The following is a 25754-nucleotide window of genomic DNA, read 5'->3' on the forward strand; positions in this document are numbered from 1 at the left end:
AAACTAAAGTGACACGAGGCATAAATAAAACAGAATAGATGAAGCACTAGTTTTAACATATAAACTGGTCGAATTAATCTACCAATAGCGTCTAGATTTTTATAGTATAAATTAGGGTATTTGTCTCAAAAAAAAGTGGGTTGGTCTATTCCACTATTGGTCTTTCAATGTCTCAATTACATTTGAGGAAAATTTGAATATGACATACAAAGTGCGCCTTTTGGGTTTATTAGTATTTATAGGACTAGCAGTAAGCTGCAGTACCGATTCTTATAATACGTCTGATTTTATAGCTGGTGATGCTTTTACTAGCAGTAATATTAGGGTTGTTCTCGTTGATACTATGACAGTAGAAGTTTCTACAATAAAATTTGATAGAATCAACACAGGATCTTCCTCTAGAGTTTTAATTGGGCAGTATGTAGATCCTATTTTCGGTACAGTTCGCAGTGCGAATTATTCTGGATTTCTTCCCAATTCGTATTATATATCTACAGATGCTAAGTACGATAGTATTGTACTTTTTTTAAAATATGATGGGTATTATTACAACGATACTACAAAGACGAATAGCATACAAGTAAAACGATTAATTGAAAATTTTAATCCAGATGAAGATGATTATTTCTACAATACAAGTACGGTTGCTTCTAGTGACGAAATTATAGGAACTTTAAGCTATAGCCCTCGACCACAATCCACAGATTCTTTACAAATAAAACTTTCTGATAACTTAGGAATCGAATTCTTTAATAACCTACAAAACAAGGTAATTACCAATACGGCAGAATTTACTAGCAAATTTAAAGGACTAAGTATTCAACCAGGAAATGAAGATAATGGCTCTGTTGTTGGTTTTGAAAAAAGCACTTCCACTTTTTTCATGCGCCTTTACTATTCCACAGCTGAAGAAACAGATATAGTACAGAGTTATACAGATATTTCCTTGAATAGCACCGATAGCCCAAATCCGTTTTTTAATCAAATTTCAGCTGAAAATCCTATTTCCTATTTACAAGAATTAACCAATGGTGAAATGAGCCTTAGTAGTTCTAAAAGCAATAATCAAAGCTACATACAATCTGGTACTGGTTATGCTACAACTATAGAATTACCCTATTTAAAAACAATTAAAAATATAGGCGGTCAAGGAACGCTATTAAAAGCTGCTCTTAAAATAAAACCTGTGCTAGGTTCGTATAATGATTTTTTAATACTAAGAGATTATTTCACAGTTTATCAAGTTGATTCTAATAATGAAATTATCCAACAGCTTAACGCAACAGATGGTTCTGCACTAAGTGCTTTACTTAATACAGCAAACCAAGAGTATAATGATGTTTATTATGAAATTTCTTTAACAAGCTATATTGAAAATATACTAACTACTGACCTAAATTCTAACAACACTTTATTGCTCATACCAGAAAATTATAACGCTACCGTAGACCGATTTATTCTAAATGGAACAAACAACACTAATTACAAAACAGTACTTGAACTTACCTATGCCGTATATGATGAAAATAACTAGAAAACGCTATTTATTTATTACACTTTTTACGCTGCTTTTATACCAATATAGTATTGCACAATCAGAAGCCTTAACAAGCTCTCCTTATTCCTTATACGGACTTGGAATTATAAACCAGACAAGTATTGGTAAATCCAATGCATTAGGATACACTGGTATAGCACGGAAAACAGCAACAGAGATAAATAATTTAAATCCGGCAAACTATGCGCTTATTCCTCAAAATTCTTTTTTTTATGATATTGGCGTTACTGGTGAACTAAATAATTATAGTAATAGGGCTTATAATGAAAAGAAAGCCAATGTTAATTTTTCTAATCTTGCATTTGCATTTAGAATATCGGAAGGTCTTGGTGCTGGAATAAGTATGGTGCCTTATAGTGATGTGGGTTATACCTTAGTAGGCATACAATCTAATATTGAAGGTAGTACTGAAACTTTTGAAAGTTCTGTTACTGGGTTAGGGTCATTAAGTGATTTAAAATTTAATATTGGGTATTCCATTTCGAATAAAATAAGATTTGGACTTACAGCGTCATTTTTATTTGGAAATATTGAAGAGAATGAATCTTTTAGTCTATCCACAAGTTCTTTAAGTTTAACGGAAACTACCAATTACAATGGAGTTAGATTTGGGTTTGGCGCTCAGTATGATGTAAATGATAAAATTAGTATTGGTAGTACCGTACAATTGCCAACAAGTTTAAATGCTAGCTTAGACCGTTCCGTTACTAAAATTATAAATAGTACCACCGAAATTGAAGTAGAAACTAATGAGAACGATTCAGCAAGTAATTTTGATTTACCATTAGAATTTGGATTTGGATTACATGCTAACCTTACTAAATCATTCGCTTTAAGTGCAGATTATAAAAAGAATTTTTGGGACGCTACTGACCAGTCTGAATTAGCGGGCACCTATGCTGATCAGGATATTTTTGGTTTCGGTTTTGAGTATATAAAAAATAAGGAGAGTTTTAAATTTACCGATAGAATTAATTACCGTTTAGGCTATAATTATGACAATGGTTATTTAAAAGTGAACAACCAAAAAGTTGATGGCTACAATATTACAGCAGGTATTGGTTTGCCTGTAAGCTTACATTCTAATTCAATCATTAATTTTTCCTATAGCTACGGCTCAAAGGGGCGAATAGATAATGTTTTAATAAAAGAAAACTATCATTTATTTACCTTAAATATGAGTTTGGAAGATTTATGGTTTAGACAACGAAAAATTAACTAACACGCGACTTATACATTGCATTTAATATAAGCCCACCAATGATCATAAAAATACCTAATAAACTCCAGAGCGTATAAATTTCATTAAACCATAATAGGCCTACGGTAACGGTAAAAAGCACCTCTATATACTTTAAAGGTGCTACTTGGTTTGTGGTAGCTGACTGAAAAGCTTTAGTCATATACAACTGCCCAAAATAACCAAATATTCCTAACCCCAATAATAAAATCCACTCTGTGCCTACTGGCCGAACCCAGTTAAAAATTGTTAGTATACCACCAACAAAAGTGGCAATCATCATAAAATAATTCACCACAACCACAGGATGATCTTGCTTACCAATTTTACTAATCGTAACATACACCAACCCACTAAAAAAGGCAGCTAAGATTATAAGGATTAATCCAAAACTATCTAAGGTTCCGTCAAAACCTTTTAAAATTAAAACACCTCCAAATGCGATTCCAAAAAAGATCCATTGCATGAATTTCACTTTTTCTTTTAAAAGAAAAATCGCAAAAAAAGCTGCAAATATTGGCGCAATATATCGCAAAGAAACCGCGGTTCCCATGGTAAGATATTTGAGAGACATAAAGAATAGAGTCATAGACGTTACTCCTGCTAAGCCTCTATAAATCAGTAATTTTCTTCTATTTCCTAGAATGGGAATTTTCTTAATGGTTAAATAAGACATGGTTAAAATTAAAGTTCCCAATGACCTAAAAAAAACCAATTCATAAGCCGGTAAATGCACTAGATATTTTACAGTGGCATTCATGAAAGTGAATGACAATGTACTGATAACCATATACATCAATGCTTTTTTAAAATCCATTCAATATTTCTTTATGGGCAGAAAATTATAATGTTAGTAGCCCAATTTCTTTTACTGTTTGTATTGGCTTAGAAAACCAAAACAACTCAAAATTTTCTAATGTAGTTTCAAAATCGGTTTTTAATGCTGCCAAGGTATTTTGCTGACCATCAATAATTTGTAAACTTTTAAGCTGCTCAAAAAACCATTCGCCTACAGTCTTCTCCAACATAATAACATGTACCTTTCTTTTATCATGAAAACTCAATTTTAATTGCTCCCATGATTGTCCTTTTTTTGATTTTGTTACAATTTCTACTTCTGGTATAGAACCTAACCAAAGAATTTTAGCTGTTGGTTTTATTTTAAAATCCAACGGAGTCTGCAATGAATTCTCAATAAAATTTTTAGGTATTTGCGTTTTAGGAATTTTAAAATCGAACCATTGTTGTAATGGTGTTTCAAAGCCAATACCATGCATATAATTGAATAACGATTTTTTTAAACCAAAACTAAATTTAGCATGGTCTATCCCTGTCGCATCTTTAAAATCTATATCATTATTTGCAAAGGTAATTTCTTTTAAATCAGGAATTACACCAAACTCTGCTGGAGCAAGACCTATTGGACTATGCGCTGTTAGTGCAAACTGATGCCAAAAAGCAGATTGTAACACTCCAATTTGGAATAACTGACGTACCATTTCAAGACTATCGATAGTTTCTTGCTCGGTTTGGGTTGGATAGCCATACATTAGATACGAATGAACCATAATATTGGCTTTAGTAAAATTACGAGTAACTTGTGCTACTTGAGTTACCGTTACGCCTTTATCAATCAATTTTAATAATCGGTCCGAGGCTACTTCCAAACCGCCTGAAACGGCAATACAACCTGATGCTTTTAACAAAAAGCAAAGATCTGCGGTAAAGTTTTTTTCAAAGCGAATATTCGTCCACCAAGTAACTATTAGTTTTCGTTTAATAATTTCTAAAGCTAAAGTCTTCATTAAAGACGGTGGTGCCGCTTCATCTACAAAATGGAATCCGTTTTCACCGGTTTTGCTTATTAATTCTTCCATTCTATCAACAAGCAGGGTTGCGGCAATAGGTTCGTATATTTTTATATAATCAAGTGATATATCACAAAAAGTACATTTCCCCCAATAGCAACCATGCGCCATGGTTAGCTTATTCCAGCGACCATCGCTCCATAAACTATGCATAGGATTGGCTATTTCAATAACAGAGATGTATTTGTTTAAATATAAATCGGTATAATCTGGAGTACCAACCTCACTCTGTTTGTAATCTGGTTTATTACAGTTGTTACTGTACACCACTTTGTTATTTTGTAGTAAAAACGTCCGTTTAAACTGCTGCTCTTTTGCAATATTATTTGAGAGGGAATTAATTAATAATTCTATTGGTAATTCGCCATCATCCAGAGTAATAAAATCGAAAAACTCAAATACTCTTTTGTCAGAAACTGATCGCAATTCGGTATTTGCAAAACCGCCTCCCATTGCGATTTTTATACTTGGAAAATTCTTTTTTATATATTGAGCACATCGAAAGGCACTATACAAATTTCCAGGAAATGGTACTGAAAAGCACACTAATTTTGGTTGAAGTTTTGCTATTTTTTCGTGCAATAAAGCTAAGGTAATTTGATCTATATAGGTCAGTTCTTTATGAAGACTATCATATATTTCATCAAAGGAATTTGCACTTCGCCCCAAGCGTTCAGCGTAACGGCTAAAGCCAAAATTGGCATCTACACATTCTATTATAAAATCTGATAAATCTTCTAGATATAACGTAGCTAAATGTTTGGCCTTATCATGTAATCCCATCTCTCCAAAAGCCCAATGCAGATCATCTAATTGCTGAAAACGGGAAGCTTGTGGCAAAAAACCATCGGTACATATTTGTCTTGCAAAAGTGGCATTGTTACCTTGTAAAAAAGCAATTACAGCATCTAAGGTATTTAAATAAGATTCCTTTAAAGCAAAAATACGTTTACTATTATCCGTGAGAATGGTATTCTTTTGCTCTGCATGGGCAAACACTTTGGTGAACTGTTCTTTTGAAAATAATTCAATAATAACTTCTATACCTAAATCAATTTGAAACGAAGAAATATTCTTTGTATTCAAAAAACCCTTTAAATATGCCGTTGCAGGATAAGGCGTATTTAATTGTGTAAATGGCGGAGTTATTAATAAAATATCTTTCAAATGCAATATAAAATAAGTGGCAAAGGTAAGCCATTACTTTATGACAAGGATATTTCTTTCTTTAGAATTTCGGCGACTGTGCTCTGATAGGCCACTGGATTATTTGCTTTTTTTATAGCCTTAAATGTTTTTTGTGGATTAGAGAATGACTGTGAAAAGAATTCCCAAAACCCTTGCATTTTCATTTTTATAGGCGTTGGTCCAGATAAAAAAGCATCATACTCTTGATAAATAGTGTCGTGAAATTCTTTAAAAATTTCCCATCTATTCTCAGGATACTCTAGCGTATTTGCTTTTATCATACTAGGCAAAAACGGATCTGCAATTAATCCTCTTCCTATCATCCAATGATCAATACTGGGAAAGCGTTCTTGCATTTTTTTAAACCCCGAAACTGTAGTAATATCACCGTTATAATATAATTTATGACTGGTATTTTCTACACAACGCTGAAAAGCGTCTAAATCTACTCCACCTTTGTACAACTGTTTGCCTATTCGCGCATGAATGGCAATGTTTTTAATAGGATATTTTTCAAGTACCGGAAATGTATCTAAAATTTCGCTACTGTCGTCATAACCCATTCGCATTTTCATTGAAACAATCACATTTGTTTCGGTATGTACGCGATCTAAGATATAATCTATTTTATCGGCTTCCTTTACTAAACCAGATCCCATTCCGCGTTTAGTTACCATTGGATAAGGGCAACCTAAATTCCAATTTAATTCTGTATACCCTAAATCCTGAATGTATTTTACAACAAATAAAAATTCTTCCGCATCATTGGTCATGACTTGAGGAATTAAATGGAGGCTAGTATTATTTTCCAGTTGTAAATCGCGCTGGTAGGACGATTTTATAACTAGTTTTCCGTCCAATCGAATATAAGGAGCATAAAATGTATCTATTCCACCAAAGAAATGATGAAATGCATTCCGAAATCTAAAATCCGTAAAGCCTTGTAATGGAGAAGAAAGCAGGGTAAAACTCATTCAAAAATTTAATAAGCTGCAAAGATAGCTTCTTCAACAGTATTATTTATAAAATAGCAATTTTATAAAACAAAAAATCCTCGGCGATGAACCGAGGATTTAACTATGCGTTTATTATTTTATCTGTTTTTTGACTTTTAAAAACATAGGTGTAAAACCACATGATGGTAAACGTTGGTATAAAATCCAGACCAGGTACTAACTCTTCTACAAAGGTTACTAATCCTGCGGCTTGTCCAATTTTACCTTTATACATTCTAGTCATTATCCATGCTGAAATGGGTGCCCAAATCATGTCGGAAACCTCCCCTAACCCAGGTATTACATAGGACAACATCCCTATCCCATCAAAAAGTAAACTCAGAAATAGATGGCGTATTTTTTTATCTTTTGTATTTGACATATTTAAATTTATGATTTAATTAGTATCAATCAAAATGAATGCCAAAATTAAATTATCTATTACGATAGATTTGAGCTAATCAATTTTAAAAACTCATTTCTTGTCTCTTGTTTTTCAAACTGACCTCTGAAACCAGACGTTGTAGTTACTGAGTTTTGTTTTTGAACACCACGCATCATCATACACATGTGCGATGCCTCAATTACTACCGCTACTCCTTTGGGCTTCAAGGTGTTATTTAAACATTCCAAAATATCGTGGGTTAAACGTTCTTGCACTTGTAAACGTCTTGCAAAAACATCTACTACACGAGGTATTTTACTTAAACCCACAATATGTCCGTTAGGAATATAGGCTATATGTGCTTTGCCAAAAAAAGGCAACATATGATGCTCACAAAGAGAATATAATTCTATATCCTTAATAATCACCATATCATCATAATCTTCTTTAAACATTGCACCTTGCAATATTTTTACAGGATCCTGTTGATATCCTTGTGTTAAATACAACATTGCTTTAGCGGCTCTTTCAGGAGTTTTCACAAGTCCTTCTCTTGTAATATCCTCACCTACCCCTTCAATAATTGTGGAGTAATTTTGACGTACATCGTCTGTTATTTCAATATTGTATTCTTCAAACTTTTTATATGGTGCCATTTATTATTTCCTTAGTGTTATATTTTTGTTTAACTATTTAAACTAATTATTAAACAAAGTTACGTAAATAAAATTCTTAAAGTTTAATTTAACTAAAATTTAATTGCAAAGATACTATATCCCATGTTGACTAAACTGGTAAATACTATCTCTAAAGATTATTACACTAGAATTTAATACGTGTAATTGCTAAACCTCATATATGTTGTTTTGTCATGTCTATGCTTATGCTTACTTTCATACCGTAATTTTATACGCATGATTAAGGCAGAGAATATTCAAAAATATTATGGTGATCTTCAAGTTCTAAAAGGTGTAGACTTGCATATCACTCAAGGTGAAATAGTATCTATAGTTGGTCCTTCTGGTGCAGGAAAAACAACACTTTTACAAATTTTAGGAACATTAGATGTACAATCTAATAAAACTGATAGTCAACTATTAATTAAGGATACAGATATTACCAAACTGAGCGAAAAGGAGCTTGCAAAATTTAGAAATGAAAATATTGGATTTATTTTTCAATTTCATCAGCTACTCCCTGAGTTTTCGGCTTTAGAAAATGTATGTATTCCAGCTTTTATAAAAAATACTTCAAAATCCGTTGCAGAAAAGCGAGCGAAAGAATTATTAGATTTTTTAGGATTATCGCACCGATATCATCATAAACCTAGCGAACTTTCCGGTGGAGAGCAGCAGCGAGTGGCTGTAGCAAGAGCCTTGGTAAATAACCCAAGTGTTATTTTTGCAGATGAACCTAGTGGAAATTTAGATTCTGAAAGTGCGGATAATCTTCATAAATTGTTTTTTAGATTACGTGACGAATTTGGACAAACCTTTGTAATCGTTACCCACAATGAAGAATTAGCAGAAATGGCAGATCGAAAATTAACCATGGTTGATGGTAAAATGGTTGATTCGCTATGATTTTGACTATTTGGAATTATCTTAAAAACCCAACATCCGCACCCTTTACTATTGAGGAAAAAGCTCAAAAATGGCAAATTTTTAGGAGAGTTCTTTTTTTGGCTATTGCTTTTAGTATTGGTTTAGGATTCACCATTGATGCTATCACTGAAGCCTTTAATATTGACTTGGGAGATCATGGAATTGAAACATTAATTGAAAAATACTCTATTTACGTTCTATTTATTTTTGTGGTTATTTTTGCTCCAATTCTAGAGGAACTAATTTTTAGAGCACCATTGGTTTTATTTAAAAATTTCAAATACTATAATCTAGTATTTTACCTTTCTGTTATACTTTTCGGTGCTGTGCATCTTTCAAATTTTGAACTTTATACCAATTACCTGTGGCTAGCACCATTAATAGTGGCTCCGCAGTTGGCAGCAGGAGTTTTTTTAGGCTATACCAGAGTAAAGCTAGGCCTATTCTATTCTATATTGCTACATGCCTTACATAATGGAATTTTATTTTTGCCATTTATGATCTTTACTGTATTAGAAGAATCAACAAAATGATGAAAAAAGCCGATTTGAAAATTTTTCTTGATGAAAAAGTAATAGAATACAACAGACCTACTTTTTTAGACGCGGATCCAATTCAGATTCCACATTCGTACACCTTAAAAGAAGATATAGAAATAAGCGCTTTTTTAACGGCAACCATCGCCTGGGGTAATAGAAAGAGTATTATTACCAATGCAAAAAAAATGATGGAGTTGTTAGATAATTCTCCTTATGATTTTATACTAAACCATAAAAAAGCAGATTTAGCGAGGTTTGATAATTTTGTTCATAGAACTTTTAATAGTGAAGATTTAAAATTTTTTATCATAAGTCTTAAAAACATCTATTTAAAACACGGAGGTTTAGAGGCTATTTTTAAAAAGAATAGTATTAATAATTCCATGCAACCTGCCATATCTGAATTTAAGAACGTATTTTTCGAAATTCCCCACCCAAAAAGAACAACAAAGCATATATCTGATCCTATGAGAGGTTCTGCAGCGAAACGTATAAATATGTTTTTAAGATGGATGGTGCGTGATGCATTCACTGGCGTAGATTTTGGAATATGGCAATCTATACCTACAGCCTATTTATCATGTCCTCTAGATGTTCATTCTGGTAATGTAGCTCGAAAATTAAATTTACTGAAACGCAAACAGAATGATGCTAAGGCCTTGGCTGAATTGGACAAAAACCTAAGAAAAATGGATGCCAACGATCCTGCTAAATATGATTTTGCTTTATTTGGCTTAGGTGTTTTTGAAAAATTTTAATCCCCTCAAAAATAGAGAGGATTAAATTATCTTATTCGGAGTCGGTTAAAGTTTTCATAAAGGCAACAATTGCCGCTTGCTCTTTTTTGGTTAATTGCAAATTGTCAAAAGGAAGCGTTTGATATTCTTCATTAATTCCTATGCCTTGCCCTCCACCCCTATTATAAAAATCAACAACTTGTTCTAGCGTTGTATAGACCCCATTATGCATATAAGGAGCTGTTTTTTCAATGTTTCGAACAGTCGGTGTTTTGAAAAAATGTTTGCGTTCTTGGGTTTTAAACATGTTATACCTACCTAAATCACTACTTATTACAGCATTAATTGTATCATTTTGTTCTGGAACACCTATCAACTCCATTTCTGTATCTTTATAATCAGGAGGTACTGTTCCGTTGAATAAAGGGGCAAAATGACAAGTAGCACAAGCAGCCTTTCCCATAAACAAATTAAATCCAGAAATTTCATCTTCTGTCAAAGTATCTTCAAGTCCCGTAATATTTTTATCAAATTTAGAGTCAAAACTATTCAAGGTTCGGATATAGGAAGCAATGGCATGCCTTACATTATATTCCATTCTTTTTCCTTTATAAAGTGAATCTAATTTTACTTGATAATGCTGCGTTTTTAGAATACGATTTACAATAGAATCCATTGGTAAATTAAACTCGTTATGGTTATTGGCCACTCCAACTATCTGACCCTCCAAACTTCCTGAACGTCCATCCATAAAAAAACTTTGTTGATAAGCTGCGTAAGTTAAAGTTGGTGTATTTCGTGTTTGATTTTTATCAAATGTTTTTTTGCCATCTGTAAAAGCTTTATCTTTAATATGACACGTAGCACAGGCCATTTGATAATTTTTAGACAGCATTTTATCATTAAATAACTGCTTTCCTAAAAATTGCTTTTCCTTTAAATTTAAAGTATCACTCTTGTAATCTGAAAAATTAAATACATTTAATGTATTTGATCCAAAAAGAGCTGTAGCATCATTAGAAATCGCCATTTCAAAAGGAAATTCTACCTGCCAATCTTTTTGAACTTTTACCAATAATTCTAATTGCTTATCCGTATTATTTTTAATAAAACCGTAACGATCAAAGCTTTCAAAATCATGATCTAGCGCTAAAATTGAATTCTTGAATGAATCTATTAGCGCTGTATACAACTGATTTGAATTAAATTTTGGTCTTAAAATTTCAGTTAAATCAATTAAAGTTTGGTAGGTTGTTTGGCATTCCAATAACGACTGACCTAATACTGGCGAATCAAATCCTGTAATACCTGTTGTGGCCGTACGTACTATTTGATTTCTAAAAAGCCATATTAAATGATGGTCTTTCAAGTTTATTTGCGCGTTTTTGTGAATTAACTTAAGTCTATTTTTTGTGAGACTTATTGTATTGTAAAGTGCTAAACTATCTGCCTCAGGACCAAAAAGTAATTCTTCTATTACCTGAAACCCAAAAGGATTTCGGATCTTAACATCGGTAAAATCTTCTTCTTGCACTTGTAAAATGTTAGGAGCATTGAGTGATTTGTAATTATTTTTATCAATAGCTGCTAAAATAGGCTCAATGGCCTTAAACTTTAATCGAGCTTTTTTGTAGAATTCTGTATTAATAGTTATTTGGTTAGTACCCTTGATAGCTTCTAAATATTGAATACAATCATTTAATTGAGACTTAAAAAATTTAGTTATTTCTTCATCCGTATTTATTAAGGAAATTGGTTTTTTATCGTTTTTGCAAGCAGTTGTTAGTAAAAGCAAAAGACATATACCAAAAGTATATGTCTTAGCTTTCATAAATAGGATTTTATTCATGACATTTTTTCAAAATTATCTATCTAAACCTTTAATCATGTACATCATTGAACCTTCTTTTGTTGCTGATGATATATCTGAAATAGCTTTAGGATCTGTAAAAGATGTGCCATCTGCTGGCTCCCAACCGTGATTTTGAGTCATTACTAAAAAGGTATTTTCACCATTATTTACAATATCGGTAACATCAATCATACCTGTAATTTCCCAAGTACTCGATGCCTTACCATATCCTAAGCTTTCAGCTCTGTTTTGATCACATTCTAAAACGGTTTTAATTTCTCCTGTTGCCAGGTTATATTGGTATAGTTTTGCGTATCCGTTCACTGAAGTATCTAAATATCCGTTCGGATCTTCTTGAATATAAGCGTAATTTTCTGTAACTAAAATGTTATCTGGCGAATGAAAACCTTCTGCTTTACCACCTACTTTATCTCCATCTAAAACACAGGTGATTTTTGCAGTTCCGGTTGGGTCATTTTCATTCAGTACAACTTTATAAACGCGACCTAAAATAGATCCTTTACCAACTAAGCCAGCACTAGAACGACCTGTAACACAGAAATAAATTTCTCTTTGGTTGGCGGCTGAACCTCTTCTCCAATCAATATCTTCTAATCTAGAAAAGCCCATGACCCCTTTAGTTTTTGCTTCAGCATCTAAGGCATCAATTTCCTTTTCTTCTAGCTCCACGAATTCTGCTTCGTATTCTGTACCTTCTTCCATATCCATTTCAAAATCAATCCCTGCAGTGGTAACTTTTAAACCATATAATTTTCCTCCGCTTAAATCACCTCTATTACCAACATACATTCCTAATTGACCAGAAGGCACACTGTTATCTGAATGATCATCTCCAATAAACACAACGGTTTTATCTGAATATGCATCTTTCCCAATCGGTACTGCATTTTCTGTAGACCATTGACCTAAAGCAGGTAACATTTCACCTGTACTAGCTGCATCAGCACTTTTTGCTGGGTCTACAACAAATACTCCTTTTGAAGAGCCACCCCATTCACCACCTGATAAGTATAATGGTCCAAATCCGTGTTCATTATTCGTAATTAAAGTACCAGAACACATAGCTGTTGAAGCCGTCGCTTCAGCATTCAAAATATATTCACCATAGAATGGTCTTAAATTTTTATTCAGCATAATTCTAGCAATAGAATAATCACCCTCTATGTTATTGATTAATGTGTAGGTTTCATCACCGTTATCTAATAATCCAGCACCATCTGCCAAAGAGCCATAAACGAAGTCTGGAGAGTTTGGAATAATATCTTCAGAAGTTAGTAATAAGGATATTTTTAAGTTTACGAAATCACTTGTTACTTTTAGTAAAGTTGGAGATTTTGAATTTGCCAAGTATACCGAAGCATCCATTCCGTTAGCTCCGTCAATACCATCTACGCCATCTTTACCATCTACTCCATCTACACCGTCTTTACCATTTAAGCCATCAATACCATCTTCAGGATTACAACTATTAAAAGATAATCCCATCGCAATAAGCAAAAAGGCATTGAAAAAAATAATTTTAAAGGTTCTCATAGTTTTTGTTTTTTAGTTATTTATTCTGGAACCAAAACTATCTAGAAACATTTAGTGCAGCGTTACGTTAATATTTTTCTTGGATTACCTAATAATTAATTAAAGGTTAAGATGTTATTTTAAGGTTAGTTTTAATTTATTCACATATTTCATTAAGGTTAATTTAATGTGCAAATAATTGAATATCATAATTTTACATTCTATGGATGAGAAAAAGTAATCCGGAATACTGTAAATCAATTATCTATTTTTTTTAAGTTGAATTTATAATTTGGTTTAAATTGTCATATTCCAAACCTTGCTCCTTATATCAAATGATAATAAACAAACAAGAGCAGTTATTCTTGTAACAATTTTAGAAAATAGCATACTTATATAATAGAAGCATCCAAAAACTATTAGTATGGGAGGAGCTGGACACATGTTACACGCAATCAAAACTTTAAAGGCCAACAGAGACCTTTTAAAGAAGCGAACTTTGCGAAAAAAAGGCGATTATAAAAGAATAATCGATGAAGACACACCTGTTTTTAAAAAAGCTACTAAAGAACAGATGAAAGCAATAAAATCTAAAATTAAAGGGTATAAGAAAACTGAAATGATTATAAATATTATTTCTTTTACTCTCACTTTAGCACTATTGGCATTTGTTACTTGGCTTATCATAAAATAATGGTAAATTGCTTTTTATAAAAGCAAGTGTACACCATGTCATTAAAAATTTTAAAGATGATCCATATTGCCCTAGTCTTAGGATTAGTTATTTTTGGTATAGTGGCTTATTTTTCTGGAGAAGGATTTGTAACCCAGTTTACTATGGAAGGCGATTTCTATATTTATTTGGTACCGTCCATAGCTATTTTGGCATATTTTGGCAGTAAATTAGTATTTAAACAAGAACTTTCTAAAATAGATAAATCGGCTACACTAGCACAGAAATTTGCTAAATATCAAGCTGCTTCAATTCTAAAATTTGCATTGATTGAAGGTGCCGCTCTTTTGGCACTTGTAGAGTTTATGTCTACTCGGTATTCCTTATATTTTACCATTGCCATTTGCTTAGTTGCCTATTTAGCTTTTCAAAACCCCACAAAAAACAAGCTTATTACAGATCTTCAGCTAAAACCTGATGAGCAAAAACAAGTATAATATTATTCCATCCTGATAAATGAAAAAATTATTTTTAAAACTTTCTACTTTATTCTTATTTATGTCCGCACCACTTCAAAGCCAAGATTGGCCAAATTTTGAACGCTATAAAGCTGAAAACGAAAAAATAGGTCTTCCTGCTGCTCATGAAAACCGCGTAGTTTTTATGGGCAATTCTATAACACAAGGTTGGAAAGATTATGGAAATCCGGAATTGTTTAGCGATAGTACATCGTATATAAATAGAGGTATTGGTGGGCAGACAACACCTCAAATGTTAGTACGCTTTAGGGCTGATGTTATAGCCTTAAAACCTAAGGCAGTGGTAATTCTTGCAGGTATTAATGATATTGCAGAAAATACAGGACCAACAACGCTTAAAATGATTCAAGACAATATAATTTCAATGGTAGAACTGGCACAGGCAAATAAAATAAAAGTAATACTGTCCTCTATTTTACCAGCTAACAAATTTCCTTGGAGACCGTCGATTTATCCTGCAGATAAAGTAATTGAGATGAATATTTTTTTAAAGGATTATGCGGAGAAAAACAATTGTATTTATTTAGATTATTATACGGCTTTAGTGGATGATAATAAGGGAATGAAGGCTGAATATTCCGAAGATGGTGTACACCCAACAATTGCAGGTTATGATATTATGACACCTTTAGTAATTGAAGCAATAAATAAGGCTTTATTACAGGAATAAATTCTACTATACATGCACTATCCACTGGTTAGTATTATTGTACCTTTTAAAAATACAGCTAATTATTTACCTGAATGCTTAGATTCTATTTTGGAGCAATCCTATGCCAATTTTGAGCTAATTATTGTAAATGATCACTCCACTGATAGTAGCAAGGCAATTGTAGAATCTTATGCTAAAAAAGATTCTCGAATATTTAGTTATAATACTAATGGCCAGGGAATTATAGATGCATTGCAATTTGCCTATTCCAAGTCTAAAGGTACGTACGTTACTAGAATGGATTCTGATGACATCATGGTTCCGAATAAATTAGAGCTTATGGTTACTGCATTGCAAAATACAGGTAATGGACATATAGCTTTAGGTCAAGTATCCTATTTTTCAAAAGAAGGAATAAGCAATGGCTATTATTCTTATGAGAAATGGCTCAATAAATTAACTCGTATTGGGACCAATTTCTCGGAAATTTATAAAGAATGTGTTATACCATCTCCATGTTGGATGGTCTCTCGAGTAGATTTTGATTTATGTGGTGGGTTCAATTCCAATATTTATCCTGAAGACTATGATTTGGCCTTTCGGTTTTATCAAAAAAAGTTGAAATGCATCCCTTGTAATCAAATTTTACATTTGTGGCGAGATTATGACGATAGAACATCAAGAACAAGTAAACATTATGCTGAGAACTACTTTTTAGATCTAAAAATGAGCTATTTTTTAAAAATAGATTATCATACAGATCGTAATTTGGTTGTTTGGGGAGCTGGAAAAAAAGGCAAACAGATAGCGCAAAAATTAATAGATCAAAACATTTCTTTTAATTGGATTTGCAACAATAAGAAAAAAATAGGCAAGCATATATATGGTATTGAAATGCAACAATTCTTACTATTAAACACCTTACCAAACCCGCAAATTATTGTAACAGTAGCAAATAAAGATGAACAACGATTTATTAGAGCATTTTTACATAAACTAGCTTTTAAAGCTGCTGAAGATTATTTCTTCTTTTGTTAACTTTAAGATTAAAAATTAGTCATGCCCAAAACGCAATACCGTGTTTATGTTATAGAACTTCATAAACGTGTTTTTACAGAAAATACAAAATTCAGGACTGCCAACCCACAGTTTAATGGCGTATTAGAATGTTTGTATGTAGGAATGACAAGTAAAACTCCTAAGGAACGTTTTGAACAACACAAAACAGATTTTATTAATAAAAAGGGACATAAACTTGCCGCAAAAATTGTGTATAAATATGGCAGTTATCTACGGCCTAGTTTATATAACCATATTGCCCCAATGAACACAAGAGCAGAAGCCTTGCAAATGGAAGAAAAATTAGCCTTAGAATTAAGAAGAAAACGATATGCGGTTTGGTATAATTAAATATCTTAAGCAGCTATAAATTGCATTAAAACTACAAGCATATTTTAATTATATTTGTCAAACAAAACTTAGGAATGCAATTTAAAAATCCAGAAATACTTTGGGCATTATTACTTCTAATTATTCCTATTTTAATTCATCTTTTACAATTACGCCGCTTTAAAATAACAACTTTTACAAATGTAAAAATGTTGCAAAAAGTGGTTAGTGAATCTAGAAAAAGCAGGTCTTTAAAAAAGTGGCTTTTATTGGCAACTCGTTTATTGCTATTCGCCTTTTTAATTATGGCTTTTGCTCAGCCTTATTTTGCCAAAAGCACCGCATTTGTCACAAAAGATACAGTTATTTATTTAGACAATTCGTTTAGTATGCAAGCAAAGAAAGAGTCTGTAACGCTCTTAGAAAGTGCCGTACAAGACTTGCTAAAAAGTGCTCCGAATGATAAAAACATTAATTTGTTTACTAACAATGCTAATTTTGATAACACTACGCTAAAAGAAATTCGGAACAACCTGCTTTCTCTACCATTTTCGGGAAACCAATTAACCTTGCCTGAAATACAACTTAAAGCACAATCACTTTACAACAATGCTGAGAACACCTTAAAAAATTTGATTGTAATTTCCGATTTTCAACAACATCAAAATCAGAAATGGTGCGATAGCGTTCAAAATAAGAATACTTATTTTGTAAAAATGGAGCCTAACAAAATGGCCAACAGCGCTATTGACAGTGTTTACATAGCTGAAAATACAGGCGAGACTATTACGCTAAGCGCTACTTTATCAACCATAAACGCCACAGACAATATACCTGTTGCCATATACAATGGTGAAAAATTAATTTCAAAAACTTCAGCTGTTTTTAATGAAACCAATAGCGCTAAAATTGCCTTTACTATAAATACAAATGATCCGGTTAAAGGCAAAATTGTTATTGAAGATAATGGCTTGGATTATGACAATACCTTCTATTTTAGTATCCATAAAAGAGAAAAAATCAATGTTTTATTAATTGCTGAGAAGGAAGAAAATACGTTTTTGTCTAGAATTTATACAGATGAAGAGTTTAAACTAACTAAAAGCACCATTGCTAATTTAAATTATAGTGATTTAGAAAAGCAAAACATTATTGTATTAAACGAACTTATTGAAATTCCAATCACCCTGCAACAAGCTTTAAACTCATTCAGCAGTACAGGGGGTACTTTAGTTCTTATCCCAAACGATCAAGGGAAAACTCAAAACTACAATACGTTTTTAAAAACATTCGGGAGTACATTTTCATCCAAAAAATCATCACAAGAAATAACTACTATTAGTTTTGATCATCCACTGTATGAGCATGTTTTTGATCGTAAAGTTTCAAATTTTCAATATCCTACCGTAACAAATTATTTTAGCCTAGAATCAGGTTTGCCAAATATTCTTTCTTATGCTGATGGTGCTCCTTTTTTGGTTGGAAGAAAAGGTGTTTACTTCTTTACATCTGCATTGTCTGGAAGTTATTCAAACTTTAAAAATTCGCCCTTAGTTGTTCCTACTTTTTATAAAATGGGTGTTGAAAGTCTTAAACAAGATGAACTCTACACTACAATTGGCACAACAAATACTACCGATATTGCAGTAGAATTATCAAAAGACGAAGTTTTAAAAATCACTAAAGATGATTACGAATTTATTCCCCTACAACAGCCTTTTTTAAACAAAGTTTCTTTAACTTTTATTGATAATCCGCGGGAAGATGGCAACTATCTTATAACTTCAAAAAACAAAATACTTAAAAGTATTAGCTTTAATTACCCACGAAAAGAAAGCAATTTAGTTTATGCCAATTTAGATGAACTTACCAATATAATCCAAGAGGATTCGTTGACAGATTTATTTCAAGATTTAGAAAAAGATAATCGTGTTAACGAGCTTTGGAAATGGTTTGTTATTTTAGCACTATTATTTGCTTTGATTGAAATTGGTATTCAAAAATATATGAAATGAACATACTACTAAAAGCTGTTAAGATAATTGATCCTGCAAATAAGGAACTCCATTTAAAAAAGAGGGATATTCTTATAAAAAATGGAACCATTGCAGAAATTGCCGTTAAGATTGAAGCAGAAAAGCAAACCAAAGTAATTCATGAAAATAACCTACATGTTTCTATTGGATGGTTTGATAGTAGCGTTTGTTTTGGTGAACCTGGACATGAAGAAAGAGAAACCATAGAAAACGGGCTTTTAACTGCTGGTAAGAGTGGATTTACAGATATTATTCTGAACCCAAATACGAATCCACTACCCGACTCTAGTTCTGACATAGTTTTTCTAAAATCTACCGCAAAGAAATATGCAACCAATTTACATCCTTTAGGAACCTTAACCGTAAAATCTGAAGGCGAAGTATTAGCGGAACTTTTCGACATGAAAAACGCAGGAGCTGTTGGTTTTAATGACTTTAAAAGAGCAACCAAGAACTCTAATCTGCTTAAAATTGCATTGCAATATGCACAAGGTTTTAATGGCTTAGTTTATTCATTTCCAATGGATACGCAGATTGCTGGCAAAGGAGTGGTAAACGAGGAAAAGACAGCAACACTATTAGGCTTAAAAGGAATTCCTGCGCTTGCCGAAGATTTACAAATTGCTAGAGACTTATTTATATTAGAATACACTGGCGGTAAATTACACATACCTACTGTTTCTACTGAAAATGCCGTTAAGTTAATTGCTGGGGCAAAAAAGAAAGGACTAGATGTTAGTGCTAGTGTAGCCATACATAACGTGTATTTTACTGATGATGCTTTAATGGAGTTTGATACCAATTTTAAAGTAATCCCTCCATTACGAACCAAGAAAGATGTAAAAGCACTTATAAAAGGCCTTACAGATGGAACAATTGATTTTATCACCTCTGACCATACACCAATAGATATAGAGGAAAAAAATGTAGAATTTGATAATGCCGCTTATGGTACTATTGGACTAGAAAGTAGTTTCGGAATTCTTAATCAATTGTTTGATTTAGAAACAACAATAACATTACTAACCAAAGGACGTGAACGCTTCGGTATTGAAACTCCTAAATTAGCTAAAGGTGAAAAAGCAGCTATTACCCTATTTAATCCTGAGACGAAACATAAACTTACTAAAGAAAATAGTATTTCTACAAGTAAGAATAGTGCATTTTTTAATTGCGAATTAAAAGGAAAAGTAATTGGGATTATTTCTAATAATGAAATACTATTTTAGTTACTTTTGAGTTTATTATTATATTTTATAACCTAAAAACCAACACAAAATGGATCAAACCACAAAAGAACAAGGAAAAACAATGGCTATTGTTAGTTATATTACCATAATAGGTCTAGCTATTGCATATTTTACGAATCAAGGAGATAAAAAAAATGAATTCGTGAGTTTTCATGTTGGACAGTCTTTAAGAATTTGGATATTTGCGATTGTACTTTCCATTGCTGTATTTATATTAATTATGATTACCAGCATTTCATTGTTGAGTTATTTAACATATTTACCTTGGGTACTAGCTATTCTTGGAGCCATTAACGCAATGAATCTTAAAGATGAAAAAATTCCTGTTATAGGTGATATTGGCGGAAAATAAAATTATATATCTTATTCTAACAAATAGGCTTCAAAATTTGGAGCCTATTTTTTTTGTTTAGAACCTGTAGTAATTCTAAATTTGAAGCCATGGAAGTAATAAAAGGAAAAACCACAGCAATAATAGCTTATTTCACCATAGTTGGTGCTTTAATAGCTATTAGTATGAATAATGAACCACAGTATGATTTTGCCCGTTACCATTCGAGACAAGCATTTGGTTTACACTTAACGTTTATAGCGTTTGCCATATTTATTAATCTTTGGGGAGGGCAATATGCATTTTATGGTCTTTACATTTTCTATGTAGTACTTTGGGGCTATGGATTTACTGGTGCGTTAACTGGCAAAAAACAAGAAATGCCAATTGTTGGACCACTCTACCAAAAATGGTTTACTTTCATCAAATAATATATTCTACAACATAAGCATGCAAACAAAAGAATTATCGCTATATCATATTATAAGACCATCTTCAATTTTAAATAAAAAGGCTCCTGTGCTATTTATGCTACATGGGTACGGTAGTAATGAAGAAGATTTATTTTCTTTTGCTAATGAATTACCGGAGGATTTGTTTATAATTTCAATTCGAGCACCTTATAACATGCAGCCTTTTGGCAATGCTTGGTATGCCATTAATTTTGATGCAGAACAGGGCAAATGGAGTGATGATGAACAAGCAAAGTCGTCACGAGACAAAATAAGTAAATTTATAACAGAAGCTTGTAATGCGTATCATTTGGACCACGAAAATGTTACCTTACTTGGGTTTAGTCAAGGAACAATTCTGAGTTATGCCGTTGCCTTATCTTACCCTGAAAAGGTGCAACGTGTCATTGCATTAAGTGGTTATATCAACGAAAATATCCTTGCAGCTAATTATCAAAATAACAACTTCTCTAATTTAAAAATATATAGCTCACACGGTTCTGTAGACCAAGTAATACCCGTAGAATGGGCCTCTAGAGCACCCGAGTTCTTAAATAAATTACATATTAAAAATACCTATGAAGAATTTCCTGTAGGGCATGGTGTTGCTCCCCAGAATTTTTATTCATTTAAAAAATGGTTAGAGAAATAAGTAATGTATTAATTAAAAAATTAGTTGCTTCGTGCATAAAGCAAGTGATCCAGTAGTTGAAAATCAACCCCAAGATCATCTTTAAGTTCATATTTTAATATGATATCTCCCCAATATTGCCCATCTGAAAAATCAGCTATAATCCATTTATGATTTAGCACCTTTATCTTATTAATTTTAAAATCTCCTTCCATACCTTCATACGGAATTAAAGGATTATCTCCAGTACTTTCATTGGTTTCTAGTAATTTATCAGCTATATATCCAGAGGTATTCTTTAAATTTAAATGCTGATAATATGCAAAAGCGTCATCATTATTATCTAATGAAAAATACTCCATTTCGAGCATTTTCAAGTTTAGGTTTTTAAGAGAGTCTTTTAACTTTACCGTTTCTTTTTCTAGCGAAGCAATTTTAGTATTATTCTCTTTTGACATATTTCCACTACTTACAAAAAGATATAATGCGATTAAAGCAGAAAAAACAAATAGGTACAAGAAAATTTTATTCTTCATTTTATAATTTTATTTAAATAGTTACCTTAAGATTATCGTAAGACAAAAATACATTATTCGGCAAGGTTTTTTCAACTTCATCATGAAAACCTAATAAATGACTTATGTGTGTTAAATAAGCGCGCTCTGGATTAACTTCTTTTATAAATGCAAGCGCCTCTTCTAGATTAAAATGTGAATGATGCGGCTCTATGCGTAAAGCATTTACAACCAACACCTTAACGCCCTTAATCTTTTTTATTTCTTCTGGCGCTACAGTTTTCACATCGGTTAAATAAACAAAATCTTTAATTCTATATCCAAATACCTGCAATCTATTGTGCAATACATTTATCGGTATTGCAATAGTATTTCCAACTTTAAAAGAATTTCCATTCTGCACTCGATTAATTTTTACTGCTGGTGCACCCGGATATCGGTTTTCATCTGCAAAAATATAGTCAAATCTTATTTTTAATGCTTTAATAACTCTTTCATGGGCGTAAATAGGAATATCACCTTGTCTAAAAAAGAAAGGTCTAATATCATCTATTCCAGCAGTATGATCAGAATGTTCATGGGTAAATAATATACCATCCAATTTCGGGATTGGATTAGCTAACATTTGTTGTCTAAAATCTGGTCCACAATCTATTACATAATTGTAGTTATCCCATGAGACTAAAACAGATACTCTAAGTCTTTTATCTTTTGGATTTTTACTCAAACATACGGGATGATTGCTCCCAATTATTGGAATTCCTTGAGATGTACCAGTTCCTAAAAAAATAATTGTCACTTATATGCCTATTTGAGTCAAATTTATAACATATTTATTTATTAGATTGACCAATCTTATTAACTTTGTTGCAAACAAAAAATAAATGGCTTCTGTTTTAAATAAGGATAGTGTTTTTGAGAATATTCCCTCAATAAAATCCAAAACTTTACGTATAAATCTCAATCCTGATATTTACGGTACTTTTTCTGAAATTGGTGCTGGCCAAGAAACATCTGCGCACTTTTTTAGATCCGGAGGAGCATCTGGTACTATAGCAAAAGCAATGAGTGCTTATGATAAAGATTTTAGTGATGCTATTTACGGTATTGAAGAAGACGGGCGTTATGTAACCCAATCGCGATTAAAAAAAATGTTGAGTCATGAAATGACCAATATGGAAGATCGGATTAGTAGAAAAAAACATCCGGAAAGATTGTTTTTTTCTTATGCCAACACCGTTGCTACTATAGATTTTTCTAAAAGATATAAAGGACATGGTTGGTTAGGTATACGATACCAGTTAGATCCTACTCAAAAGGAATACGATGAAATTATACTTCATGTGCGTTTTAAACAAAATGAAGCTAGATTACAACAAGAAACTTTAGGTATTCTTGGAGTAAACTTAATTTATGGTGCATTTTATAAGCACGATCAGCCTAGAAAAATTCTTAAATATCTTTATGATCATCTAGATAAAGATACTTTAGAAGTAGACATGATTAACTTTTCAGGTCCAAACTTTAAAAATGTAGATAACAGATTAATGAGTTTACAGCTCATTAAAAATAATATGACCGATGCGGTTATGTTTGGCCCAGATGGTAATAATTTGCTTCCAGCAGCCATTTTATACAAGAAAAACATTCTTGCGTTAAGAGGAAGTTTTAGACCTGTGACAAAAGTAAATATGGACATGCTTAAAAAGTCTTATGATATTTTTGTTCGCGAGCCTAGTGTAGAAGAAGAAAACACCATTGTTATTTTTGAAATTACGCTTTCTAATTTAAAAGCCTCTGGTGAGATTGATGAACAAGATTTTATGGACAGAGCGGAATTACTTTGTTCGCTTGGACATACCGTAATGATTTCTAAATTTCAAGAATATTTTAAACTAGTAGAATATTTTAGCAATTATACCAAAGCTAAAATTGGTTTAACAATGGGTGTAAACAATCTTGTTGATATTTTTGATGAAAAATACTATCGTCACTTAAGTGGTGGAATCTTAGAAGCTTTTGGTAAGTTATTCTTTAAAGACTTAAAAGTGTATTTGTACCCAATGAAAAATGAAGATACTGGTCAAATTATGACAAGTAACAACGTTAAAGTACACCCACGAATGAAAGAGCTATATAAGTTCTTTAAATACAATGGCAAAGTTATGGATATTATAGACTATGATCCAGATATACTACATGTGTTCTCTAGAGACGTTCTTAAAAAAATTATTAATAACGAAGATGGTTGGGAAGAAGTATTGCCTGAAGGTATTGCTGAAATAATTAAAACAAAAAGACTTTTTTCTCGTAAAGAAATATCATCTAGCCCTGATGAATAAAAGTATAAAAAGCCCTAAATAATATTTATTTAGGGCTTTATTTATACTATCTGTGCAGCATGATCTTTTGTTTTTACTTTGTCTATAACTTTAGAAACCACACCTTTTTCATCAATAATAAAGGTAATTCTATGAATACCGTCGTAGGATCTTCCCATAAATTTTTTAGGGCCCCAAACGCCAAAAGCATTAATAACAGTATGATCTTCATCGGCTAAAAGCGGAAACTGAAATTTATATTTGTCTCTAAAATTTGCCTGACGCTTTTCAGAATCTGCACTTACACCTAGTAATTCATAACCTTGCTTTTGCAATTCTTTATAATTATCTCTCAGGTTGCAAGCTTCAGCCGTACAACCAGGGGTGCTCGCTTTTGGATAAAAAAATACAATTAGTTTCTTTCCTAAATAATCAGAAAGATTTATAACATTACCATCTTGATCTTTTGAGGAAAATGAAGGAACCTTATCCCCTACTTTTAAAGTTTTCATAGCTTTTTTAATTAAATTCGTTTCGTAAAAATACAGATTAACTATCGCCATAAACAGCTAAAACCTATTCAATTTTTAAATTGATTAATAAATAATACCAATGACAAAGACAGAAAAAGTAGAATTCACTATTCAGAAACTAAAGGAATTATATCCTACTATTCCTGTGCCTTTGGATCATAAAGACCCTTATACTTTACTTATTGCAGTGTTAATGTCTGCACAAAGTACAGATGTTCGCGTTAATCAGATTACACCTTTACTGTTTCAAAAAGCTGATAACCCGTATGATATGGTAAAAATGACTGTAGAAGAAATTCGTGATATTATAAAACCTGTTGGTTTATCTCCAATGAAAGCAAAAGGTATCCATGGGCTTTCTAAAATGTTGATAGAGAAATATGACGGCCTGGTTCCTCAAGAATTAGAATTATTAGAAGAATTTCCGGCAGTAGGCCATAAAACTGCTAGTGTAGTTGTTTCTCAAGCATTTGGAATTCCGGCTTTTCCTGTAGACACCCATATTCACAGACTTATGTACCGTTGGGGTTTTACGAACGGGAAAAATGTAGTACAAACTGAGAAAGATGCCAAAAGATTATTCCCTAAAGAAATTTGGAACGATTTGCATTTGCAGATTATTTGGTATGGTAGAGAATATTCTCCTGCTCGTGGTTGGGATCTTGAAAAAGATGTAATTACCCGAACAATAGGAAGAAAATCAGTGATTGACGAATACTATAAAACTAAAAAGAGCCGCTAATTGCGGCTCTTTTTAGTTTTTTAATTTAAATTATTTTCAAACTGAATATTGTTATACGTAACAATATTTAACGATTTAGAATAATTCATCAGGAACTGTACAGTTTCTGGACAAGCCTTTGCTAGCTTGCAAGCATTTTGATTGTCAGAGTAAATTTTTTCCATATTAATAGTATTGTTATGTTAAGATAA

General features: G+C 32.2%; 28 protein-coding genes. 17 read left to right on the top strand and 11 right to left on the bottom strand.

The annotated features are described in order from the left end of the window. The first annotated feature begins 199 nt into the window (after positions 1 to 199). Entirely contained in the window at positions 200 to 1534 is a 1335-nt protein-coding gene (locus tag B8963_RS07525) for a DUF4270 family protein (RefSeq protein WP_084060883.1), read from the top strand. Continuing rightward, a complete protein-coding gene (locus B8963_RS07530; RefSeq protein ID WP_143312488.1) occupies positions 1518 to 2780 on the top strand; it encodes a BamG family beta-barrel-assembly machinery protein in 1263 nt (420 codons plus the stop codon). The genes B8963_RS07525 and B8963_RS07530 overlap by 17 nt, the downstream gene beginning before the upstream one ends. Here the strand turns inward: B8963_RS07530 and B8963_RS07535 are convergent. The 5 genes from B8963_RS07535 to folE all read right to left on the bottom strand — a co-directional run bounded on the left by B8963_RS07535 (position 2773) and on the right by folE (position 7890). Then, positions 2773 to 3615 carry a DMT family transporter gene (locus B8963_RS07535; RefSeq protein WP_084060884.1) on the bottom strand — a complete coding sequence of 281 codons (843 nt, stop codon included), beginning with the start codon at positions 3613 to 3615 and terminating at the stop codon, positions 2773 to 2775. The two genes, B8963_RS07530 and B8963_RS07535, sit on opposite strands and share 8 nt — an antisense overlap. A 25-nt stretch (positions 3616 to 3640) precedes the next feature. Beyond that, a complete protein-coding gene (locus B8963_RS07540; protein ID WP_084060886.1) occupies positions 3641 to 5833 on the bottom strand; it encodes a B12-binding domain-containing radical SAM protein in 2193 nt (730 codons plus the stop codon). A gap of 38 nt (positions 5834 to 5871) precedes the next feature. Next, positions 5872 to 6828, bottom strand: coding sequence for a tRNA dihydrouridine synthase (locus tag B8963_RS07545; protein WP_084060888.1), 957 nt, complete (start codon positions 6826 to 6828; stop codon positions 5872 to 5874). Between the two features lie 103 nt (positions 6829 to 6931). Continuing rightward, positions 6932 to 7231: a hypothetical protein gene (locus tag B8963_RS07550; RefSeq protein ID WP_084060890.1), complete on the bottom strand. Its 300-nt coding sequence runs from the start codon at positions 7229 to 7231 to the stop codon at positions 6932 to 6934. A gap of 59 nt (positions 7232 to 7290) precedes the next feature. Next, a complete protein-coding gene (folE, locus tag B8963_RS07555) occupies positions 7291 to 7890 on the bottom strand; it encodes a GTP cyclohydrolase I FolE (protein WP_084060891.1) in 600 nt (199 codons plus the stop codon). A gap of 258 nt (positions 7891 to 8148) precedes the next feature. Between folE and B8963_RS07560 the strand changes: the two genes are divergently transcribed. Genes B8963_RS07560 through B8963_RS07570 form a run of 3 tightly spaced genes read left to right on the top strand, consistent with a single transcriptional unit; the run spans position 8149 to position 10135 of the window. Next, positions 8149 to 8817, top strand: coding sequence for an ABC transporter ATP-binding protein (locus tag B8963_RS07560; RefSeq protein WP_084060893.1), 669 nt, complete (start codon positions 8149 to 8151; stop codon positions 8815 to 8817). Beyond that, a complete protein-coding gene (locus B8963_RS07565; protein WP_084060894.1) occupies positions 8814 to 9371 on the top strand; it encodes a CPBP family intramembrane glutamic endopeptidase in 558 nt (185 codons plus the stop codon). The genes B8963_RS07560 and B8963_RS07565 overlap by 4 nt, the downstream gene beginning before the upstream one ends. Beyond that, positions 9371 to 10135 (top strand): TIGR02757 family protein, encoded by a 765-nt coding sequence (locus B8963_RS07570; RefSeq protein WP_084060896.1) that lies wholly within the window; start codon positions 9371 to 9373, stop codon positions 10133 to 10135. The genes B8963_RS07565 and B8963_RS07570 overlap by 1 nt, the downstream gene beginning before the upstream one ends. Before the next feature lie 31 nt (positions 10136 to 10166). Here the strand turns inward: B8963_RS07570 and B8963_RS07575 are convergent, their stop codons facing one another. Continuing rightward, positions 10167 to 11945: a cytochrome-c peroxidase gene (locus B8963_RS07575; protein ID WP_084060898.1), complete on the bottom strand. Its 1779-nt coding sequence runs from the start codon at positions 11943 to 11945 to the stop codon at positions 10167 to 10169. Between the two features lie 33 nt (positions 11946 to 11978). Continuing rightward, on the bottom strand, positions 11979 to 13520 hold the full coding sequence (locus B8963_RS07580) for an alkaline phosphatase PhoX (protein WP_084060900.1): 1542 nt from the start codon (positions 13518 to 13520) through the stop codon (positions 11979 to 11981). Positions 13521 to 13923: 403 nt separating this feature from the next. Between B8963_RS07580 and B8963_RS07585 the strand changes: the two genes are divergently transcribed. The 10 genes from B8963_RS07585 (at position 13924) to B8963_RS07630 (ending at position 21473) form a co-directional block, all read left to right on the top strand. Continuing rightward, the gene (locus B8963_RS07585; protein WP_084060901.1) at positions 13924 to 14193 is read left to right on the top strand and encodes a hypothetical protein; all 270 of its coding nucleotides are present in this window, start codon (positions 13924 to 13926) and stop codon (positions 14191 to 14193) included. Between the two features lie 56 nt (positions 14194 to 14249). After that, complete coding sequence (locus B8963_RS07590) at positions 14250 to 14669, top strand: hypothetical protein (RefSeq protein WP_143312489.1); 420 nt, start codon at positions 14250 to 14252, stop codon at positions 14667 to 14669. A gap of 19 nt (positions 14670 to 14688) precedes the next feature. After that, a complete protein-coding gene (locus B8963_RS07595) occupies positions 14689 to 15381 on the top strand; it encodes an SGNH/GDSL hydrolase family protein (protein ID WP_084060904.1) in 693 nt (230 codons plus the stop codon). Between the two features lie 12 nt (positions 15382 to 15393). Beyond that, a complete protein-coding gene (locus tag B8963_RS07600; protein ID WP_084060906.1) occupies positions 15394 to 16401 on the top strand; it encodes a glycosyltransferase family 2 protein in 1008 nt (335 codons plus the stop codon). 21 nt (positions 16402 to 16422) lie between these two features. Continuing rightward, positions 16423 to 16773, top strand: a complete 351-nt coding sequence (locus B8963_RS07605) for a ribose-5-phosphate isomerase (protein WP_084060908.1) — start codon at positions 16423 to 16425, stop codon at positions 16771 to 16773. 74 nt (positions 16774 to 16847) lie between these two features. Next, positions 16848 to 18767: a BatA domain-containing protein gene (locus tag B8963_RS07610; protein WP_084060910.1), complete on the top strand. Its 1920-nt coding sequence runs from the start codon at positions 16848 to 16850 to the stop codon at positions 18765 to 18767. Then, complete coding sequence (locus B8963_RS07615; RefSeq protein ID WP_084060912.1) at positions 18764 to 20017, top strand: dihydroorotase; 1254 nt, start codon at positions 18764 to 18766, stop codon at positions 20015 to 20017. Before B8963_RS07610 ends, B8963_RS07615 begins: the two co-directional genes overlap by 4 nt. Positions 20018 to 20066: 49 nt before the next feature. Then, positions 20067 to 20390, top strand: coding sequence for a magnetosome magnetite crystal formation protein family (locus B8963_RS07620; RefSeq protein ID WP_084060914.1), 324 nt, complete (start codon positions 20067 to 20069; stop codon positions 20388 to 20390). A gap of 89 nt (positions 20391 to 20479) precedes the next feature. Further along, the gene (locus tag B8963_RS07625; RefSeq protein ID WP_084060916.1) at positions 20480 to 20800 is read left to right on the top strand and encodes a hypothetical protein; all 321 of its coding nucleotides are present in this window, start codon (positions 20480 to 20482) and stop codon (positions 20798 to 20800) included. A 19-nt stretch (positions 20801 to 20819) separates the two neighbouring features. Then, positions 20820 to 21473, top strand: a complete 654-nt coding sequence (locus tag B8963_RS07630) for an alpha/beta hydrolase (protein WP_084060918.1) — start codon at positions 20820 to 20822, stop codon at positions 21471 to 21473. A gap of 20 nt (positions 21474 to 21493) precedes the next feature. Here the strand turns inward: B8963_RS07630 and B8963_RS07635 are convergent, their stop codons facing one another. Both B8963_RS07635 and B8963_RS07640 read right to left on the bottom strand, forming a co-directional pair. Then, the gene (locus tag B8963_RS07635; protein ID WP_084060919.1) at positions 21494 to 21988 is read right to left on the bottom strand and encodes a hydrolase; all 495 of its coding nucleotides are present in this window, start codon (positions 21986 to 21988) and stop codon (positions 21494 to 21496) included. Between the two features lie 13 nt (positions 21989 to 22001). Further along, entirely contained in the window at positions 22002 to 22766 is a 765-nt protein-coding gene (locus tag B8963_RS07640; RefSeq protein ID WP_084060920.1) for an MBL fold metallo-hydrolase, read from the bottom strand. Positions 22767 to 22851: 85 nt separating this feature from the next. Here B8963_RS07640 and B8963_RS07645 point away from each other — a divergent pair, with 85 nt between their 5' ends. Then, positions 22852 to 24309: a nicotinate-nucleotide adenylyltransferase gene (locus tag B8963_RS07645; protein WP_084060921.1), complete on the top strand. Its 1458-nt coding sequence runs from the start codon at positions 22852 to 22854 to the stop codon at positions 24307 to 24309. A 41-nt stretch (positions 24310 to 24350) separates the two neighbouring features. Here the strand turns inward: B8963_RS07645 and bcp are convergent, their stop codons facing one another. After that, positions 24351 to 24800 carry a thioredoxin-dependent thiol peroxidase gene (gene bcp / locus B8963_RS07650; protein ID WP_084061290.1) on the bottom strand — a complete coding sequence of 150 codons (450 nt, stop codon included), beginning with the start codon at positions 24798 to 24800 and terminating at the stop codon, positions 24351 to 24353. 100 nt (positions 24801 to 24900) lie between these two features. Here bcp and B8963_RS07655 point away from each other — a divergent pair, with 100 nt between their 5' ends. Continuing rightward, entirely contained in the window at positions 24901 to 25563 is a 663-nt protein-coding gene (locus tag B8963_RS07655) for an endonuclease III domain-containing protein (RefSeq protein WP_084060922.1), read from the top strand. A gap of 20 nt (positions 25564 to 25583) precedes the next feature. On the opposite strand, the gene B8963_RS16015 is transcribed toward B8963_RS07655, so the two are convergent. Further along, complete coding sequence (locus B8963_RS16015) at positions 25584 to 25727, bottom strand: hypothetical protein (protein WP_200810825.1); 144 nt, start codon at positions 25725 to 25727, stop codon at positions 25584 to 25586. Positions 25728 to 25754 lie beyond the last annotated feature (27 nt).

This window comes from Cellulophaga tyrosinoxydans (assembly GCF_900176415.1).
Lineage (GTDB): Bacteria > Bacteroidota > Bacteroidia > Flavobacteriales > Flavobacteriaceae > Cellulophaga > Cellulophaga tyrosinoxydans.

Bases quoted from the DNA above. Each gene is read 5' to 3' on its own strand.
- B8963_RS07525 (WP_084060883.1), top strand. From the start codon at position 200: ATGACATACAAAGTGCGCCTTTTGGGTTTATTAGTATTTATAGGACTA.
- B8963_RS07530 (WP_143312488.1), top strand. From the start codon at position 1,518: ATGATGAAAATAACTAGAAAACGCTATTTATTTATTACACTTTTTACG.
- B8963_RS07535 (WP_084060884.1), bottom strand. From the start codon at position 3,615: ATGGATTTTAAAAAAGCATTGATGTATATGGTTATCAGTACATTGTCA.
- B8963_RS07545 (WP_084060888.1), bottom strand. From the start codon at position 6,828: ATGAGTTTTACCCTGCTTTCTTCTCCATTACAAGGCTTTACGGATTTT.
- B8963_RS07550 (WP_084060890.1), bottom strand. From the start codon at position 7,231: ATGTCAAATACAAAAGATAAAAAAATACGCCATCTATTTCTGAGTTTA.
- folE (WP_084060891.1), bottom strand. From the start codon at position 7,890: ATGGCACCATATAAAAAGTTTGAAGAATACAATATTGAAATAACAGAC.
- B8963_RS07560 (WP_084060893.1), top strand. From the start codon at position 8,149: ATGATTAAGGCAGAGAATATTCAAAAATATTATGGTGATCTTCAAGTT.
- B8963_RS07565 (WP_084060894.1), top strand. From the start codon at position 8,814: ATGATTTTGACTATTTGGAATTATCTTAAAAACCCAACATCCGCACCC.
- B8963_RS07570 (WP_084060896.1), top strand. From the start codon at position 9,371: ATGAAAAAAGCCGATTTGAAAATTTTTCTTGATGAAAAAGTAATAGAA.
- B8963_RS07575 (WP_084060898.1), bottom strand. From the start codon at position 11,945: ATGAAAGCTAAGACATATACTTTTGGTATATGTCTTTTGCTTTTACTA.
- B8963_RS07580 (WP_084060900.1), bottom strand. From the start codon at position 13,520: ATGAGAACCTTTAAAATTATTTTTTTCAATGCCTTTTTGCTTATTGCG.
- B8963_RS07585 (WP_084060901.1), top strand. From the start codon at position 13,924: ATGGGAGGAGCTGGACACATGTTACACGCAATCAAAACTTTAAAGGCC.
- B8963_RS07590 (WP_143312489.1), top strand. From the start codon at position 14,250: ATGATCCATATTGCCCTAGTCTTAGGATTAGTTATTTTTGGTATAGTG.
- B8963_RS07595 (WP_084060904.1), top strand. From the start codon at position 14,689: ATGAAAAAATTATTTTTAAAACTTTCTACTTTATTCTTATTTATGTCC.
- B8963_RS07600 (WP_084060906.1), top strand. From the start codon at position 15,394: ATGCACTATCCACTGGTTAGTATTATTGTACCTTTTAAAAATACAGCT.
- B8963_RS07605 (WP_084060908.1), top strand. From the start codon at position 16,423: ATGCCCAAAACGCAATACCGTGTTTATGTTATAGAACTTCATAAACGT.
- B8963_RS07610 (WP_084060910.1), top strand. From the start codon at position 16,848: ATGCAATTTAAAAATCCAGAAATACTTTGGGCATTATTACTTCTAATT.
- B8963_RS07615 (WP_084060912.1), top strand. From the start codon at position 18,764: ATGAACATACTACTAAAAGCTGTTAAGATAATTGATCCTGCAAATAAG.
- B8963_RS07620 (WP_084060914.1), top strand. From the start codon at position 20,067: ATGGATCAAACCACAAAAGAACAAGGAAAAACAATGGCTATTGTTAGT.
- B8963_RS07625 (WP_084060916.1), top strand. From the start codon at position 20,480: ATGGAAGTAATAAAAGGAAAAACCACAGCAATAATAGCTTATTTCACC.
- B8963_RS07630 (WP_084060918.1), top strand. From the start codon at position 20,820: ATGCAAACAAAAGAATTATCGCTATATCATATTATAAGACCATCTTCA.
- B8963_RS07635 (WP_084060919.1), bottom strand. From the start codon at position 21,988: ATGAAGAATAAAATTTTCTTGTACCTATTTGTTTTTTCTGCTTTAATC.
- B8963_RS07645 (WP_084060921.1), top strand. From the start codon at position 22,852: ATGGCTTCTGTTTTAAATAAGGATAGTGTTTTTGAGAATATTCCCTCA.
- bcp (WP_084061290.1), bottom strand. From the start codon at position 24,800: ATGAAAACTTTAAAAGTAGGGGATAAGGTTCCTTCATTTTCCTCAAAA.
- B8963_RS07655 (WP_084060922.1), top strand. From the start codon at position 24,901: ATGACAAAGACAGAAAAAGTAGAATTCACTATTCAGAAACTAAAGGAA.
- B8963_RS16015 (WP_200810825.1), bottom strand. From the start codon at position 25,727: ATGGAAAAAATTTACTCTGACAATCAAAATGCTTGCAAGCTAGCAAAG.